We start from the raw sequence: 16,884 nt of genomic DNA on the forward strand, positions 1-16,884 counted from the left end.
AGATGTGATCAAACGAGGACCTCCGCGGGTGCGGGATGTCCGAGGAAGGCGGTCGGGCTGGCGGTCAGGCCGTACGCTCCGGCCTGGAAGATCACGATGAGGTCGTCGATGTCGGCCTGGGGCAGCTCGACTTCTTTGGCGAGCAGGTCGAGCGGGGTGCACAGGCACCCCACGACCGTGACGGTCTCCGTGGAGGCTCTCCCGACCCGGTTTCCGACCGTGACGGGGTAGTTGCGGCGGATGGCCTGGCCGAAGTTGCCCGACGCGGCGAGCTGGTGATGCATGCCGCCGTCGACCACGAGGAACGTCGTACCCCGCGACACCTTGCGGTCCAGCACCCGGGTGACGTAGACCCCACACTCCCCCACCACGTACCGGCCGAGTTCGATGACGGGACGGGCCTCGGGCATCCGACTCGCGATCGGCCCGTCCACCAGCTCGTGGAGGTTCTCGGCGACGGCGCCGAGGTCGAGCGGCTGGTCTTTTTCGACATACGGGATGCCGAAGCCGCCACCCAGATTGAGGTAGCGCAGGGGCGTGGGCAGGTGCTCCGCGAGGCTGCTCACGAGGTCGACGGTGTGCCGTTGCGCTTCGGCGATCGTCACCGCGTTCAGGTTCTGCGAACCGGCGAAGACGTGGAAGCCGAGCACGTTGGCCCCCGCCGTCGCGTAGTCGCGCAGCACGCCGGGCACCAGTTCGGCGTCGATGCCGAATTGCTGCGGCCCACCGCCCATCCGCATGCCGGATCCTTTGACTGCGAAGTCGGGATTGACCCGCACGGCCACGTTCGGTTCGATCCCGAGTTGGTCGGCCGCGCTGAGCACCCGGCGGAATTCGGTGCTGGACTCCACCTCGATGAGGATGCCGGCTGCGACGGCCTGACGGATCTCCGCGGGTGTCTTGCCGGGGCCGGCGAAGCTGACTTGGCCGGCCGGGATGGTGGTGTCCAGTGCGGTCTGCAGCTCCAGCCCGGACGCCACGTCGATCCGGTCGAGCCGGCCGGCCAGGTGTTGCACGACGGCGGGCATGGGATTCGCCTTCATCGCGAAGCTGAGTTCGACCCGTGCGGGCAGCGCCGAACGCAGCTCGTCGACCCGTCGGTCCAGCAGCGCCCGGTCGTAGGCGAAGAACGGCGTCGAACCGACACGAGCGGCGAGCCTGGACAGCGGCATCCCGCCGACCCGGAGTTCGCCGTCCACTGTGCCGAAGACGTCGACGTGCTCCTGCGGCTTCATCCGGAGACCTCCGCCAGGACTTCGGCCACAAGCCGGGTCCGATCATACTTACCGTTGGGCGAGCGGGGCACCGACTCGCGAGGCTCGATGCGAGCCGGCACCATGTAGAGCGGCAGGCGCTGTCGGAGGGCGGCGGCGAGCGCGCCGATGTCAAGGTCGAGGTCTGGCGACGTCGCCGTGACCACAAGCACAATCCTTTGGCCCAGCGCCGGGTCCTCCTCACCGAGGGCGATCGCATCGCGCACGAGGCCGGTGCTGTAAGCGGCCTCCTCGATCTCGCTGGGGCTCACCCGGTACCCCGACGTCTTGATCATGTCGTCGGTACGGCCGACGAAATACAGGAAGCCCTCCTGGTCGGCCACGACGGTGTCTCCCGACCAGACCGCACGCTCGGGGGCGCGCCACGGTTGCTGGGGGTGGAGCACCGGCCGGTATCGTTCTGCCGTGCGGATCGGGTCGTTCCAGTAGCCGAGCGCGACCAGGGCGCCCCGGTGCACAAGTTCCCCCTCCTCGCCCGGCGAGCAGGGCGTGCCGTCGGGGCGAAGGACGAGGATCTCGGCATTCGGGATGGCGCGGCCGATCGAGTCGGGACGTCGATCGATCTCGGCCGGATCGAGGTAGGTCGACCGGAACGCCTCCGTGAGCCCGTACATGAGGTACGGGTCGGCTGCTGCGAAGATGCCCCGCAGACGGTCAAGGGTCAGCCTGGGCATCCGGCCGCCCGTGTTCGCCCAGTACCGCAGCCGGCCCGCCGCTGCCGTCGGCCAGGCCAGCTCGGCCAGTTGAAGCCAGAGCGGGGGTACGCAGGTGAGGCCGGTGACACCGTACTGCTCGCACAGCTTGGGCACCTCCTGCGGCAGCAGGTAGTTCATCAGCACACAGTGCGCGCCGACGGAGAAGGCCGTCGTCACCTGGCTCAGCCCGGCATCGAAGCTCAGCGGCAGCACGCTGAGGATGACGTCGTCGCTGGAGTTCCCCAGGTAGGAACTGACGCTTTCGGCTCCCATGATCAGGTTGCGGTGGCTGAGCACGACCCCCTTGGGCTTTCCGGTGCTGCCGGAGGTGTACAGGATCGCGGCCGGGTCGAGGTCGATCGCCGGTGACGGGGACAGGTCGCCCGCCGCGGCCTGCCCGGCGTCCCAGCCGTGCACCTCCCAGGATCCTTCCGGGTTGGGCGTTCCGGCGCCGACGACGATCACGTGCACGACCTGGGTGACCGGCAGCACCGGCCCGAGCCGGCCGAGCCGGTCGGCGGAGGTGACAAGCACCGCCGCGCCGCTGTCTTGCAGGATGTGCTGCACTTGGGCTGCCTTGAGCACGTGGTTGACCGGAACGAAGACGCCACCGGCCGCGGAGACGGCGAAGATCGCCGCGACGGTTTCAACGCGTTTCTCCAGGTAGATCGCGACCCGGTCGCCACGCCGCATGCCCAGGGCCTGCAGCTGTCCGGCGGCGGCGCGCGCCATCCGCCAAGTGTCGCCGTAACCGATGGTGGCATTCCGGTAGCTCAGCGCCGGCGCGTCCGGTGTGCGCACCGCCGCCTGCTGGAGGAGGTGGTGGAAGTTCGTCCTCACCGGCTGGTCCCGGTCGGGCTCGGCGCTCATGAGACGGCCCGGTCAGCCAGGACCGGCCGCGACTCGACCGTCGTTGCCGATGTCACACTGCCTTGGAGCGCGTCGGCGACCTCGGATTGCTGAATCGCGGTGAGGTGCGGGTACATCGGCAGGGAGAGGATCCGGCGGGCGGCAGCTTCAGCCACCGGGAACTGGCCGTCCCGATAGCCGAGGCCCGCGTAGGCGGCCGTCAGATGCAACGGCGTCGGATAGTGGATGGCCGCGCCGATGCCGGCGGCCCCGAGGTCGGCGAGCACCCGGTCGCGTTCGCTGACCTGCACGACGTAGAGATGCCAGACGTCCTCGTTGCCGGGGCGGGTGGCCGGCACGCGCACGCCGGGCACGTCGGCGAGCAGGTCGGCGTACCGCACGGCGGCCGCGCGGCGGGCGGTGTTCCATCGGTCGAGCCGGCGCAGCTTTGCCCGCAGCACCGTGGCCTGCACGGCGTCCAGCCGCGAGTTCACGCCGGCCCGGTCGTGCACGTACTTGACCGAGCTGCCGTGCGCGCCGAAGTTCCGGACGAACTCCGCGACGGCCGGGTCGTCGGTGAGCACAGCGCCGGCATCGCCGGCGGCACCGAGATTCTTGCCGGGGTAGAAGCTCGTCGCGGCGACCCGGCCGAGCGAGCCGGCTCGGCCGAGCGTCGAGGTGGCACCCTGCGATTGGGCGGCGTCCTCCACCATCGCCAGCCCGTGCCGGTTCGCGATCGGGATGAGCGCCTCCATCGGTGCGGTCTGGCCGTACAGGTGAACGGGCACGATCGCCCGGGTGCGCGTGGTGACCGCCGCAGCGACGGCGGCGGGGTCGATGAGGAGGTACTGCTCGTCGACGTCGACGAAGACCGGGATAGCGCCGAGACGCGTCGCGGCCTCGGCGGTCGCGATGAACGTGTTGACGGGGATGATGACCTCGTCGCCGGGGCGGACGCCGACGGCGCGGAGCGCGAGCTCGACGGCGTCGGTACCGTTGGCCACGCCGACGCAGTGCTTGGTGCCGATGTACGCGGCGTACTCCCGCTCGAATGCGGCGACCTCGGCGCCGCCGACGAACGCCGCTGAGATGAACTGCGCCTGCCAGGTGGGCAGCACCTCGTCGGCGATCTCCGCCTGCTGGGCGACCAGATCGAGAAAGGGAACCCTCATGCTGTAGCTACCTCTCTGGGGCGGGCCGGTACGCCCAACCAGGTTTCTTCGGATGGCAGGTCCTGGGTGAGCGCGGCGCCCATTCCCAGCACCGCGTATTTACCGACTCGCAGACCCTCGCGCACACTGGCGTTCATGCCCAGGTACGCGCCCTCACCGATCCAGGCATGGCCGCCGAGTGCGACCCCCGCGCAGAGCGTGGCGAAAGACTCGATGAGGTCGTCATGGGTCAGCGTCACGTTCGGCATCACAACGACGTGCCGGCCGAGCTCCACGTTCGTGGTCAGGACGACGCCGGCGAGCAGGATGCTGCCCACCCCCACCGTGCAATCCTTCGGTACCACCACGCTGGGGTCGATGATGCTGACGTAGTCGTCGTTGCTGCGGCCGGTTCCGGCCAGGCGGGCCGCGATCGCGGCCCGCGCGGCGCCGCGTCCGGCGCAGATGACCAGCCGGGCCCGCGGGTGCTCGGCGGCCTGCCCGGTTCCGCCCAGGATCGGCAGCCCGTCCAGGCTTTTGCCCCACAGTGCCCTGTCGTCGTCGAGGTAGCCGATCGCGGTGTGCTGACCCGATCGGCGCAGCACCGACAGCGCCTCCCTGGCCAGGCCGCTCGCCGCGACGAGCAGCACATCAGCCATGGGCCACCACCGTGAGCGGGGCGAGCATCGCGTCGATGACGGTGGCCTGTTGGGCGCCATCAAGCTGGTGATACAGCGGCAGGATCAGGGTGGTGCCGGTGAGGCGCTCAGACACCGGCAGCGGGATGCGCTGTGACGGGCTGCCGGAATAGGCCGGCTGCAGGTGCGACGACATGATGCCCCGGCGAGCCGAGATCCCGGCTTCGGCCAGGTGCAGCAGCAACGTCTCCCGATCGAGCGGATACTCCTCGCCGACCTCGACCCAGTAGGACTGGTAGTTCGAGGTGCCCCACTCGGGGTCTCGCACCGGACGGAGCCCGTCGACGCCGGCCAGGGCCGCGGTGTACCTGTCGGCGATCTCACGTCGCCGGCGCACAATCTGCGACAGGCGCCCCAGCTGCACGATGCCCACGGCAGCCTGCAGGTCGGTCATCCGATAGTTGAACCCGATCTCCAGGTATTCTTCGGCCGGTGCGAGAACGCTCGCCTGCCGGTCGTTCGCCGACACGCTCATGGCGTGCTCCCGCAGTCGTCTGGCGCGGGCGGCCCAGTCCGCGTTCGAGGTCGTGAGCATGCCGCCCTCCCCGGTGGTCAACAGCTTGCGCGGGTGGAAGGACCACGCGGCGAGCACGGCCCCCGCCCCGACCGGGCGACCCTTATAGGTGGACCCGGCGCCGCAGGCGGCGTCTTCGATCACCACGATGCCCAGCGGGTCGCACAGGGCGCGGATCGGGTCGAGGTCGACCGGAACACCGCCCTGGTCGACCACGATGACGGCACGTGTGCGATCAGTGATGGCGGCGGCGACGCCGTCCGCCGTGACGCATCCGGTGTCGGGGTCGACGTCGATGAAGATCGGTCGCGCGCCGACGTAGGTGGGCGCGTTCGCCGTGGCGACGAAGGAGAATGACGGCACGATCACCTCATCGCCGGCTTCGACACCGGCCACAATCAGCGCCAGGTGCAGGGCGGTGGTGCAGTTCGAGGTCGCTATGGCGTGTTCGGCCTGCATCGAAGCTGCGAACTCGTGCTCGAACTGAGCGACCCTGGGCCCTTGGGCCACCCAGCCGGACTCGATCACCTCACTGAGGGCGAGGATCTCCTCGGCGCCCATCCACGGCTTCATCACGTTGATGCGGCTCATGAGACAGCGCTCACTCGACGGGCCGAGATCTCTTCGCGCTGTGGCTGCCACCAGTCGACGAGCCGTCGTAGGCCCTCGTGCAGTCCGACCTGGGCCTCAAAGCCGAGGTCCAGGCGTGCCGCGCCGGTGTCGGCCAGGCGGCGGATCACGCCATTGACCGCACGGTCCGGCCCGTGCTCCACCGCCAGGTCGGAGCCCATCACCTCCAGCAGCGCCTCGGCCAGCCCCAGCAGGGTGGTCTCGGTGCCGCTGGCCACGTTGTAGACGCCCTCGGTGCGATCGCCGGCGGCGGCCAGGATGTTCGCCCTGGCGATATCGGTGGTGAAGATGAAGTCCATGGTCTGTAGCCCGTCACCGTAGATCAGCGGCGGCTTGCCGTCGGCGATACGCTCCATCCAGCGCACCAGGACCTCGGTGTAGAGACCGTGCACATCCATCCGCGGACCGTAAACGTTGAAGTAACGCAGGGCCACGTAGTCCAGCCCGTACATGGCGTGGAAGCTGCGCAGCATCCCCTCACCGAAGGACTTGGCCGCGCCGTAGAAGGTGTCGTTGTTGTGATCGTGATGGCTCTCCGGCGTGGGGAAGACCTCGGCGAGGCCGTAGACCGAGGCGCTGGACGCGGAGACGACCTTGTCGACACCGTGGGCAGCTGCGGCCTCCAGCACATTGAACGTTCCGTCGGCCAACACCTCGTTGGCGAGGCGGGGTTCTTCGGCGCACTGGGTGATGCGAATCGCCGCCTGGTGGAAGACCAGGCGCTTGCCCGCTGTCACCCTGTGCACCAGGGCTGCGTCACGGATGTCACCGTCGATCACCGACACCCGCCCGTCGGCCATCGCCTGGTCGAGGTTGGCCATCCGCCCGCGCACGAAGTTGTCCAGCACATCGATGTGCTCGACCCCCGCGTCGAGCAACTGGTCGACGATCGTGGAACCGATGGTGCCGGCTCCCCCGGTGACCAGCACCCGGGCGCCCCGCAGCACGGTCATGCCCGCTCTCCAGCCAGTTGGGCGTGCAGCACGGTGGCCTGCGGCGTGATCGGATAGGTGACCACGGCGTTCTCGGCCAGGCTGCGGCTGGCGGCCTCGAGCACCTCGAGCACCCGCAGCCCAGACCCGGCGTCGGTGCGCGGGGCGCGCCGCTCCCTGATGCTCGTGGCGAACTCGGTGACCATGGAATCCAGTGCCTCCCGCTCCGACAGGGCGGGCGACCAGGTGTCCCCCAGCCGGTAGGAGATCGCGGCGGCCCGTCGTTCGAGTCCGTCCAGGGATTGGGTCTCCAGGTCCACGCCGCGGTCGTAGACGCTGACCCGCTGCTGCGGGTTGAGGTCGTCCCAGACCAGGGTGCGCTTGGTTCCGCCGATGATCATGGTGCGGATCTTCGTGGGGCTCAGCCAGTTGACATGGACGTGCGCGATGGCTCCGTGTTGGAGCGGCAGGGTGAGGTATCCGACACAGGCTTTTCCGGCGCCGAGCGGGTCAGCTCCCTGCGCCGACACGCTGAGCGGGCGCAGACCACCGGGCAGGACGAAGTCGATGATCGACAAATCGTGCGGGGCGAGGTCCCAGAACACGTCGACGTCCGGCTGGATCAGGCCGAGATTGATCCGGACGGAGTCGATGAAGAGGATGTCGCCGAGGGCGCCCTCGTCGATCAGCTCACGGATCTTCAGCACCGCCGGGGTGTAGCAGTAGGTGTGGTCGGTCATCAGGACCAACGAATTCTCGGCGGCCACCCGCGCCATCTCGGCACCGCGCCCGCTGGTGTCAGCGAGCGGCTTTTCCACCAGAACGTGTTTCCCGGCGGCGAGCGCCGCGCAGGCGATGTCGTGATGGGTCGCCGCCGGCGTCGCGATGGCGACGGCGTCCAGGCTGTCATCGGCGAGCAAGGATTCGACGGACGACGTCACCCGCACCCCGCTCCCGGGCCCCGCCAGGCGCGCCGCGCGGTCGGCGTCGAGGTCACAGACCGCGGCGAGTTCCCAGTGCGGGCTCGCCCGGAAATTCCGGGCCAGATTCGGCCCCCAGTACCCGGCGCCGATGACGGCGATCCGCAACGTATCGGTCACAGTGAACCCCTATGGCTAGATGGCCATGGCTTGACGGCCACGGCTTGACGGCTGAAGTCGCAAGCAAAGAGCGCCCTAAAGCTGAGGGTCGCTCAAGCAGTCACAATGCCACCGCGTTCGGTGATTCGCTGCCCCCAACCGGGGGTGACCTGCAGATCCCCTGGCCTGCCCCCTGTTCAGGTCACAGCGCGGACAATGCTGAGCAGGTATGGTCACGTCGTGAGGTGCTGAGAATCCCTCACGTGAAGCTCACCAATCCTCATCCGTGTCACCGCTCCACCAGCTCCACCACCCGTTAGAACCTGTAAACCCGAAATGCAGGGGACCCCTCAGTGAATACGTCTGTGACGTGTCGACCTATTCGTCGACCCCGAAATACGCCCATGCCGACAACGGCAGGTGTCACCCGTGCTCGGCCTGCCCGGCCTCCGGCCGGAAGCGCCGGCCTCCGATGAGCACGCCGGGACAGCATTCCGCCACTGCGGGCGCTGTTGCGGGGGCCTACCGCGCCCAGCTGCACCTGGTCAGGACCGCCCCGGTCACCCATGCCCCCGTGGTGCGCGACGCCGCCGTCGGACTGTCCGGCGCGGCGTGGGCACGGAGCTATCGCACCAAGCTCCAGCTCACGGATGCCGGGGTGATCATCGCCGCCGTCACCGGCGCCTTCCTGGCCCGGTTCGCCCTGGGGACACCGATCGCGACCACGACTCCGATCCCACTCTCCACCTGGGCGATCATCGGTCTGGTCATCGGCATCTGGATCGTCACGCTTTCCACCTTCCGCACCAGGGACCCCCGAGTCGTCGCGGTGGGAGCCACCGAATACAAACTTGTGATCAACGCCAGCGCGCTGTCGTTCGGCATGCTCGCCATCGCGTTCCTGCTTCTGCAGGTCGATACGGCGCGCGCCTACTTCGTCTTCGCCCTGCCGTTCGGGGTTGCCGCGTTGGTCCTGGAGCGCTGGCTCTGGCGTAAATGGCTGATCCGGCAGCGGAAGTTCGGCCACTACCTCGCCCGCGCCATCGTCGTCGGCGGCCGGGAGGACATCGAGTACGTCGTGCAGCAGATCAACGAGAAATCCGGCGCCGCGTACCAGGTGGTCGGCGCGGCGCTGGAAGGCGAGAACACGACGAGTGTGACCTCGGCCGGCCACCGGGTTCCCGTGGTGTCCGACTTCGCCCATGTCGCCGCCGCGGCGCAGTCGCTGGGGGTCGATGCCGTCATCGTCGCCGGGCATCCGAGCCTGGGAAGCACCTTCATTCGCAACCTGGGCTGGGACCTCGAGAAGACGTCGGCCGAGCTCGTCCTGTCCAGCCGGTTGACCGATGTCGCCGGTCCCCGCATCCACTTCCGCCCGGTCGAGGGCTTACCTCTCATCCACGTGGAGATCCCCCAGTACGACGGCGCCAAGCACGTGCTCAAGCGCGCGCTCGATATCGCCCTTGGCGGCGCCGCCCTGCTCGTGATCAGCCCGCTCCTCGTCGTGATCGCCATCCTGGTCAAGCTGGACAGCCCGGGGCCGGTGCTCTTCCGGCAGGAACGGGTCGGCCGAAACGGCCGGACCTTTCCCATGCTCAAGGTGCGCTCGATGGTGCGGACCGCCGAAGACGACCTGGCCGGGCTGCTGGATCAGAACGAAGGCGCCGGGGTGCTCTTCAAGATACGCAGCGACCCGCGCATCACCCGGGTCGGCCGTGTCCTGCGCAAGTACTCCCTGGACGAATTGCCACAGTTGTGGAACATCGTCGTCGGCCAGATGAGCTTGGTCGGGCCGCGCCCACCGTTGCCCGCCGAAGTCGAGAACTACGAGACGCACATGCACCGCCGGCTCTACATCAAGCCCGGTCTCACCGGTATGTGGCAGGTCAACGGACGCTCGAACCTCAGCTGGGAGGAGAGCGTCCGGCTCGACCTCTATTACGTGGAGAACTGGTCGCTTGCCGGCGACCTGATGATCATCTGGCGAACCGTGAAGATCGTCATCCGGCCCGAGGGGGCGTACTGAGATGGGATCCCAGGACAGCTCCGATCCGGATGCTCGTTCGAGTGTGCAGGCGTTGCGCATAGTGATGATCGGCACCCGCGGTGTGCCTGCCGGTTTCGGCGGGTTCGAGACCGCTGTTGAGGAGGTGGGGCGGCGACTGGTTGATCGCGGACACGCCGTGACCGTCTACTGCCGTTCCCGCCGGTCAACGCCAGGCCCGGTTCCGCCGGACTCTATGCACCTGGGGATGCGGCTCGTGCACCTGCCGGCGCCGCGGCTGGGGCACCTCGAAGCGCTCAGCCACACGGCGCTCTCGGTGCTGCACGCCAGCACCGGGGCGCGCCCGGACACCGCGTTCGTCTTCAACTCAGCGAACGCACCGTTCGTTCCGCTGCTGCGCAGACGCGGCATCCCGACCGGTGTGCACGTGGACGGGCTGGAGTGGAAGCGCGACAAGTGGGGTGGCACGGCACGGCGCTACTACCGGTGGGCAGAGCAACTGTCGGCGCGCTGCGCCGACGCCCTCATCGCCGATGCGCCGGGAATCGTCGAGTACTATCGCGCCGAGTTCTCGATCCCCACCGAACTGATCGGCTATGGAACCCACCTCCTGCAGAACCCACCGGCGACTCGCCTGGCCGAGCTTGGACTGAGGCCCAACGGGTACCATCTCGTCGTGGCCCGCTTCGAACCGGAGAACCACGTCGACGTCATCATCGACGGCTACCGGCGAAGCAGCGCCGCGCTGCCCCTGGTGGTGGTGGGCTCCGCCCCGAAACCGGGCGTGCACGCACGGAGGATCGCTGCCCTCGCTCAGGACCCGCGCGTGCGATTGCTCGGCAAGCTGTGGGACCAGGACCAACTCGACCAGCTGTATGCACACTCGGTCAGCTATCTGCACGGTCACTCAGTCGGGGGAACGAACCCGTCGCTGCTGCGCGCTATGGGGGCCAGGACCGCCGCGATCGCCTGGGACGTCAGTTTCAACCGCGACGTTCTCGGCGTTTATGGAGCGTACTTTCACGACGCGGCGACACTCGCGGCGCTGATCGAGGATGCCGAGCTGAACCCCCATCACACCCAGGAGGTCAGCGAGGCTCTGCAGCGCCGGGCCGCATCCCGATACAACTGGGGCCATGTCACCGACTGCTATGAAGACCTCGCCCAGCGCCTGGTCTCGGGGTACAGCACCCAGGGGCTGAGTCCGGGCCGAGCCGCTCGGTCAACCTGGAAGGAAACCGAGGGCCCACGCGGGCGGAGCGCTGCGGCGCGGGGCACTCCGTGACGCCCCTGCCGCCTGACCTGGGCATCGTGGTGGTCGCCTACGGTCACCCCGCACTGCTCGAGCGCAACCTCGTTGAACTCGGGCGGCAGGTGCCGCCCCGGCGGGTCGTCATCGTCGACAATTTTTCCGGTCTCGCAGAGCGGGAGGCGACGACGGTGGTCTGCGAGCGGGAAGGCTGGACGTTGCTCGCCCCGGGGCTCGACCTCGGCTTCGCAGCCGCGGTCAATGCCGGAGTGCGCCTGCTACGCTCGCGCGGGTGCCGCCTCCTGCTGGTACTCGATCCGGCCGTGCGCATCGACGAGCCGGCGCTCCTCGCGCTGGCCTTGGACTGCGCGGCGAACCCCCAGCGACTGGTCAGCCCGCGCATTCTGCACTCCAACGGCACGGTGTGGTTCGGCGGCGGCACCGTGGACATCCGTCGGGGCCGGACCCGGACCGGCGGCGCGGCCGACAGTGCCGCACCGGCCGGCTGGTTGAGCGGCGCATGTCTGATGATCCACGCGGGCCTGTGGGACTGGTTGGATGGCTTCGACGAGAGCTACTTCCTGCAGTGGGAGGACGTTGACCTGTCTTGGCGGTGCGTGGCCGCCGGCGGATCCCTGGCCGTGCGGGAGGATATCCGGGTCATTCGCGAGGACTGCGGCGGCCAGGCCCCCGCACTGCGGTCACCGTTGCAGGTCTATTCCACCTGCCGAAATCGGCTGGCGTTCGCTGCGCGGCACCTGAGCCGTCGGCATCTCATCCGTTGGCTTCTGCTCAGTCCGGTCTACGCGATGGGGGTCCTGCGAAGCGAGACCGGCCGCGGTCCGGCCCGATCCGACGCGCGGCTCGTGGCTGCGGCAGTGCGCGGCACCGGGGCGGGCGCCGTGTTGGCCATCCGGACGCTCACCATCCCGCTGACCGCGACCGGATCGTGTCCCCCCGTGACGGCGGCGAAATCAGCGGTTCATTGATGCGCGTTCTGCAGTCCTTCCGGACCGGCCAGGGCACCACCAACCCCTACCTGGTGCAGCTCGGTGCCCAGCTGGGCCCGGAGACCGAGGTGCTCGGCTTCACCTGGCGCCGCGCCCTCGGCGTTCCCTACGACGTGTTCCACGTGCACTGGCCGGAGTCGTTGCTGCCCGGTTCGTCGTCGGCCCTGAAGAGGATGCTGTTCCGCGCCCTGCTGCTGAGGCTCTGGGCACGTCGGCACCGGACGGCGGTGGTGCGAACCCTGCACGACGTCCACAGCCACCGGGCCGGCAGCCGGATCGACCGTGCGTTACTGGCACGGCTCGACCGGCGCACCGCCCTGTGGATCCGCCTCAACCCGGCGACCCCGGTTCCGGCCGGCGCGGTGGCCCGCACCATCGCGCACGGCGACTACCGGCACTGGTTCGACGGTGTCGGCACCGGATCCTCCGTGCCGGGCCGGCTGCTCTACTCCGGGCTCATCCGGCCAAATAAGGGGGTTCCGGACCTGGTCCAGGCTTTCACAGCCCTTCCCGTCGGTCCCGACGGCGGGCCACTCTCCCTGCGCGTGGTCGGCACGCCCATCAGTACCGATATCGGCGCGGAGGTGCTGCTGGCCGCCCTGGCCGACGACCGTGTCAGCGTCTCGCTGGGCCATCTCAGTGATACCGAGCTGGCCGCGGAGATCGCCCAGGCGGAACTGGTCATCCTCCCCTACCAAGACCTCTACGGATCGGAGGCTGCGGTGCTCGCTCTGTCGTTGGCCCGGCCGATCCTGGTGCCGGCGAACGTCGCCACCGGCGGGCTGCGTGCCGAAGTGGGTCGAGGCTGGGTGTTCACCTACACCGGGGCGTTGACCGCCCGGATACTTGACGGCGCTCTCACCGAGTGTCGGGCAGAACTGGCGCACCGGGCCGAAAGGCCGGACCTGTCCGCCAGGGCCTGGCCGCTCATCGCCGCCAAACATCGAGCCGCCTACGCCACCGCGTTGCGCCTGGTGAAAGGGCCCGCAGGACCGCCCATCCACGAGCCCGAACCGGTGGATGCCGGCCGGCGTACCTATACATAGCGCCACTTTCCTGGGGGGGCACTGCGACAGGTCCCTCAATCATCTGTACAGGCGATGGGTGGCGCCTGCGCCTAGCGGGTCACCGCACCCGCGAACACTACCCGTGGCACTCCGACCGCGTAGTCAACGACGACCCTTACCGACGACCGGTCCTCGGCCGGCACGGCGAACAGGTACAGGCCAGTGACCGTGGCCCCTGCTGCGACCCACTCGGGCAGCATCTGCGACTCGGGCAGGGCTGTCGTCGGCAGTAGCGGTGTCCCCGCGTAGAGGCTCACAGCCGTGGACTCCAGGGACACCCTGGCGCTCGTGTCGTTCCGCAGGGTCACGGACAAACGCAGCGCGGGCGCCACGACATCGCCCTCGCCCTCGCCCTCGCCCTCGCCCTCAGCAGGGTTGATGACGTCGACGGACTGGACTGCACCGATCGTGAAGACCAGCCCGGGCACGGGAGCGACCTGCTCGGTCAGCGGAACCGACGGGAGCTCCACCAGCGGAGATTCCGCCGCGAAAGCCTCCAGTGCCTCCGGCTCGGCACCGGCCGTCACAGAGGCCGACTCATCCGGTCTGAGCGTGTCTGGTGGGTCTGCCGCAACGGACTCGCTGAGCGCCGGAGAGCCCAACCTGGTCACGGCTGTGGCACCGGCCTCGGCGGACCTGCCGCCTGCCGTCAGCGACAGCGACGCGACGAAGAGGACGATGGCGACTCCACTGACGCCCAGCACACCGATCTCCTGCCACCGCTGCTGCGCGCGCACGCCAGCCCCGCGGGCGTCGGCTGGAGGCATAGACGGGTTCCTACCGCTCGGGACATTTCGGGAACAGCGAACCGGTCGGTGCGCTGCTCCTGCCATTTAGGCACGGTCCCGGCCTGCTGCCAAGGGCGGCCAGACCCACACGGGCCGCCCACGTCCGGGCGGGCTACCCGGCGAAGCGATCCGTCGCGTCGAGCAACGCGGCGCGGATGCCGGGCTCCTCGAACGAGTGGCCTGCATCCGGAACCATCTGGAAATCGGCCTCCGGCCAGGCCTGGTGCAGCGCCCAAGCTGTGAATGCCGGCGTGCACATGTCGTAGCGGCCCTGCACGATGACCCCGGGGATGTCCTTGAGCTTAGACGCATCCCGGATCAGCTGTTCGGGCTCGAACCAGCCCTTGTTCATGAAGTAGTGGTTCTCAATGCGAGCGAACGCCACGGCGAAGGACGGCTCGGTGAACCTCTCAATGGTCTCCGGCTGTTGTAGCAGCGTGACGGTGGAGGATTCCCAGGTGGACCAGGCGACGCCGGCGCGTTCCCGCACGGACCGGTCGGGGTCATGCAGCAGTCGGCTGTACGCCTCAATCAGGCGACCTCGCTGGTCAATCGGGACGGGGGCGATGAAGCCCTCCCAGAGGTCGGGATAGATCGCCGCGGCGCCGCCCTCGTAGAACCAGTCCAGCTCGATGGGGCGCAGCGTGAAGATGCCGCGCAGCACGAGTTCGGTGACCTTTTCGGGGTGCGTCTCGGCGTAGGCCAGGCCCAGCGAGCTGCCCCAGGAGCCGCCGCAGACCAGCCAGCGGTCGATGCCGAGGTGTTCGCGGAGACGCTCGATGTCGGCGACCAGGTGCCAGGTGGTGTTACTCGACAGGTCGGCATCCACTTCGCTGGCGTGCGGGGTGCTTCGGCCGCAGCCGCGCTGGTCGAAGAGCACGATGCGGTACTTCTCCGGGTCGAACACCCTCCGCTGGGTGGGGCTGGACGCGCCGCCGGGGCCACCGTGCAGGTACACCGCCGGCTTGCCGTCGGGGTTGCCGGAGACCTCGTAGTACACGGTGTTGCCGTCGCCGACGTCGAGCATGCCGGTGTCGTACGGTTCGATCTCGGGGTAGAACTCTCTCATGTGTCGAGCCTACGGCCCGGGCCGGAGGCAGGTCGGAGGCTCGCGGCGCACGCCCTCGGGGCACGCCACGAGCGTCCGCAGGGACTCAGGCGTCCCGACGCTTCAGGAGCACCGCCGCACCCGCCAGCGAGACGGCCACCCATCCGAGCACGATGAGGATGCTCTGCCACTGCTCCAGCTCGCCGCCCTGGGAGAAGCTCGCCGTACCGGCGTTGGACAGAAGGTAGGGCAGCAGGTCAAACGCCCAGGTCGCCGGGATGAGCGTCAACACGGAGGGGAGGAGCAGGATCACACCGAGCGCCGCCGCGATACCGCCCGCGCTGCTACGCAGGATCGTGCCGAGCCCGAGGGCGAAGACCGCAACCAGCGCGAGATACAGCGCGGCGCTGAGCAGGGGCAGGAACAGGTCAGGATCGGTCAGACTGACCGAAATTTCCTTGCCCGCCATGATCGGCGCCGCCACCAGGTACGAGCCGACGACGCTGATGAGTCCGACGACGTAGGTGCAGACGAACAGGACGATGGCCTTGGCCGCCAGCACGGGCAACCGGCGGGGAACAGCGGTCAGGCTCGACCGCACCATGCCGGTGCTGTACTCGCCGCTGATCGAGAGCACACCGAGTACGGCGACCACGAGTTGGCCGAAGAGGATCCCGAAGGTGGACACCTGGATGATCCAGTTGGCCTCTTCGGACGGGGAGACCTGCACGCCGTCGAGGTTGAGGGTGCTCGACATCAGCAAAGCCAGGCCCAGCGAGATGACCACGACCGTTGCGTACGACCAGATTGTCGAACGCACGGTGCGCAGCTTTATCCATTCGGAGCGCAGCAGCCCGCCGAAGCTGAGGGGCGAGCCGGACACCACGAAGGTGGGGGCGGCGGATGGTGCAGCTGGAGCCACTGTCGTGGTCATCGGACACTCTCCTGGAGGTCGGCCGTGCGGTGCTCAGCGGCGGGGTCATCGGCCGAACCACCTGTGCGGTATTCGACGTCGTTCTGGGTGAGGGCCATGTAGGCCTCCTCGAGGGAAGCGCTGATGGGGGTGAGTTCGTGCAACGCGATGCCGGCGCGGGCTGCCTGATTGCCGATCTCGGCCGCGGACAGGCCCACAATCTCGAGCAGGTCGTTCTCGGAGCGGGTCACGCTGACGTCGGGGCCGGGGAACAGTGCGGCCAGTTCCGGGGCGTACGGGGTGCGTACCCGCACGGCCTTGCGGGTGGCGGCGCCGATGAGGTCGGCGACCGGGGCATCCGCGATGACCCGGCCGCGGCCGAGCACGATGAGGTGGTCAGCGGTGACGGCCATCTCGCTCATGAGGTGCGAGGAGAGCAGGACAGTTCGGCCCTCCGAGGCCAGGTGGCGCACGAGTTGGCGCACCCACTGCACACCCTCGGGGTCGAGTCCGTTGACGGGTTCGTCGAGGATCAGGGTGGCCGGGTCGCCGAGCAGTGCCGCGGCGATGCCGAGGCGCTGGCCCATGCCGAGCGAGAACCCGCCGACGCGTTTGCGGGCCACGGATTCGAGCCCGGTGAGCTCGATGACCTCTTTCACCCGGCTGGCCGGGATCGAGTGGGTGGCCGCCATGGCGAGCAGGTGGTTGTAGGCGCTGCGGCCGGTGTGGATGGCCTTGGCGTCGAGCAGCACACCGACCTCACGCAGGGGGGCCTTGTGCTCGCGGTACTGCTTGCCATTGACCGTGACCGAGCCGTGGCTGGGCCGGTCGAGGCCGACGATCATGCGCATGGTGGTGGACTTGCCTGCACCGTTCGGGCCCAGAAACCCGGTCACCCGACCGGGCTGCACCGTGAAGTCGACTGCGTCGACGGCGGTCTTGCTTCCGTAGCGTTTGGTCAGGGACTGTGCCTGAATCATCC

15 protein-coding genes are annotated in these 16,884 nt (G+C 68.8%); 4 read left to right on the forward strand and 11 right to left on the reverse strand.

Features of this window, described 5'->3' with window-relative positions; all coding sequences use genetic code 11:
- Nucleotides 1-8: 8 nt before the first annotated feature.
- Genes BJQ95_RS16915 through BJQ95_RS16945 form a run of 7 tightly spaced genes read right to left on the reverse strand, consistent with a single transcriptional unit; the run spans nt 9 to nt 7,843 of the window.
- A complete protein-coding gene (locus BJQ95_RS16915; protein ID WP_130177278.1) occupies nt 9-1,235 on the reverse strand; it encodes a pyridoxal-dependent decarboxylase, exosortase A system-associated in 1,227 nt (408 codons plus the stop codon).
- Nucleotides 1,232-2,839 carry an acyl-CoA ligase (AMP-forming), exosortase A system-associated gene (locus BJQ95_RS16920; protein ID WP_130177277.1) on the reverse strand — a complete coding sequence of 536 codons (1,608 nt, stop codon included), beginning with the start codon at nt 2,837-2,839 and terminating at the stop codon, nt 1,232-1,234. The genes BJQ95_RS16915 and BJQ95_RS16920 overlap by 4 nt, the downstream gene beginning before the upstream one ends.
- The gene (locus BJQ95_RS16925) at nt 2,836-3,990 is read right to left on the reverse strand and encodes a DegT/DnrJ/EryC1/StrS aminotransferase family protein (protein WP_130177276.1); all 1,155 of its coding nucleotides are present in this window, start codon (nt 3,988-3,990) and stop codon (nt 2,836-2,838) included. The genes BJQ95_RS16920 and BJQ95_RS16925 overlap by 4 nt, the downstream gene beginning before the upstream one ends.
- A complete protein-coding gene (locus tag BJQ95_RS16930; RefSeq protein WP_130177275.1) occupies nt 3,987-4,628 on the reverse strand; it encodes a NeuD/PglB/VioB family sugar acetyltransferase in 642 nt (213 codons plus the stop codon). Before BJQ95_RS16930 ends, BJQ95_RS16925 begins: the two co-directional genes overlap by 4 nt.
- Nucleotides 4,621-5,772, reverse strand: coding sequence for a DegT/DnrJ/EryC1/StrS aminotransferase family protein (locus BJQ95_RS16935; protein WP_130177274.1), 1,152 nt, complete (start codon nt 5,770-5,772; stop codon nt 4,621-4,623). Before BJQ95_RS16935 ends, BJQ95_RS16930 begins: the two co-directional genes overlap by 8 nt.
- Nucleotides 5,769-6,764: an NAD-dependent epimerase/dehydratase family protein gene (locus tag BJQ95_RS16940; protein WP_130177273.1), complete on the reverse strand. Its 996-nt coding sequence runs from the start codon at nt 6,762-6,764 to the stop codon at nt 5,769-5,771. Before BJQ95_RS16940 ends, BJQ95_RS16935 begins: the two co-directional genes overlap by 4 nt.
- Entirely contained in the window at nt 6,761-7,843 is a 1,083-nt protein-coding gene (locus BJQ95_RS16945) for a Gfo/Idh/MocA family protein (protein ID WP_130177272.1), read from the reverse strand. The genes BJQ95_RS16940 and BJQ95_RS16945 overlap by 4 nt, the downstream gene beginning before the upstream one ends.
- Nucleotides 7,844-8,294: 451 nt before the next feature.
- On the opposite strand from BJQ95_RS16945, the gene BJQ95_RS16950 reads away from it, so the two are divergent.
- Genes BJQ95_RS16950 through BJQ95_RS16965 form a run of 4 tightly spaced genes read left to right on the forward strand, consistent with a single transcriptional unit; the run spans nt 8,295 to nt 13,132 of the window.
- Nucleotides 8,295-9,848, forward strand: a complete 1,554-nt coding sequence (locus BJQ95_RS16950; RefSeq protein WP_256041436.1) for a sugar transferase — start codon at nt 8,295-8,297, stop codon at nt 9,846-9,848.
- 1 nt (nt 9,849) lies between these two features.
- Entirely contained in the window at nt 9,850-11,112 is a 1,263-nt protein-coding gene (locus BJQ95_RS16955) for a glycosyltransferase (RefSeq protein ID WP_256041437.1), read from the forward strand.
- A complete protein-coding gene (locus tag BJQ95_RS16960; protein WP_256041438.1) occupies nt 11,109-12,065 on the forward strand; it encodes a glycosyltransferase family 2 protein in 957 nt (318 codons plus the stop codon). The genes BJQ95_RS16955 and BJQ95_RS16960 overlap by 4 nt, the downstream gene beginning before the upstream one ends.
- On the forward strand, nt 12,065-13,132 hold the full coding sequence (locus BJQ95_RS16965; RefSeq protein ID WP_130177270.1) for a hypothetical protein: 1,068 nt from the start codon (nt 12,065-12,067) through the stop codon (nt 13,130-13,132). Before BJQ95_RS16960 ends, BJQ95_RS16965 begins: the two co-directional genes overlap by 1 nt.
- A gap of 71 nt (nt 13,133-13,203) precedes the next feature.
- Here the strand turns inward: BJQ95_RS16965 and BJQ95_RS16970 are convergent, their stop codons facing one another.
- From BJQ95_RS16970 to BJQ95_RS16985, 4 genes are all read right to left on the reverse strand, one after another.
- Entirely contained in the window at nt 13,204-13,920 is a 717-nt protein-coding gene (locus BJQ95_RS16970; protein ID WP_130177269.1) for a hypothetical protein, read from the reverse strand.
- 133 nt (nt 13,921-14,053) lie between these two features.
- A complete protein-coding gene (gene pip, locus BJQ95_RS16975; RefSeq protein ID WP_130177268.1) occupies nt 14,054-15,010 on the reverse strand; it encodes a prolyl aminopeptidase in 957 nt (318 codons plus the stop codon).
- Between the two features lie 85 nt (nt 15,011-15,095).
- Nucleotides 15,096-15,923, reverse strand: a complete 828-nt coding sequence (locus BJQ95_RS16980; protein ID WP_130177267.1) for an ABC transporter permease subunit — start codon at nt 15,921-15,923, stop codon at nt 15,096-15,098.
- The gene (locus tag BJQ95_RS16985; protein ID WP_130177266.1) at nt 15,920-16,882 is read right to left on the reverse strand and encodes an ABC transporter ATP-binding protein; all 963 of its coding nucleotides are present in this window, start codon (nt 16,880-16,882) and stop codon (nt 15,920-15,922) included. Before BJQ95_RS16985 ends, BJQ95_RS16980 begins: the two co-directional genes overlap by 4 nt.
- Nucleotides 16,883-16,884: the final 2 nt, after the last annotated feature.

Source organism: Cryobacterium sp. SO1 (assembly GCF_004210215.2).
Taxonomy (GTDB): Bacteria; Actinomycetota; Actinomycetes; order Actinomycetales; family Microbacteriaceae; genus Cryobacterium.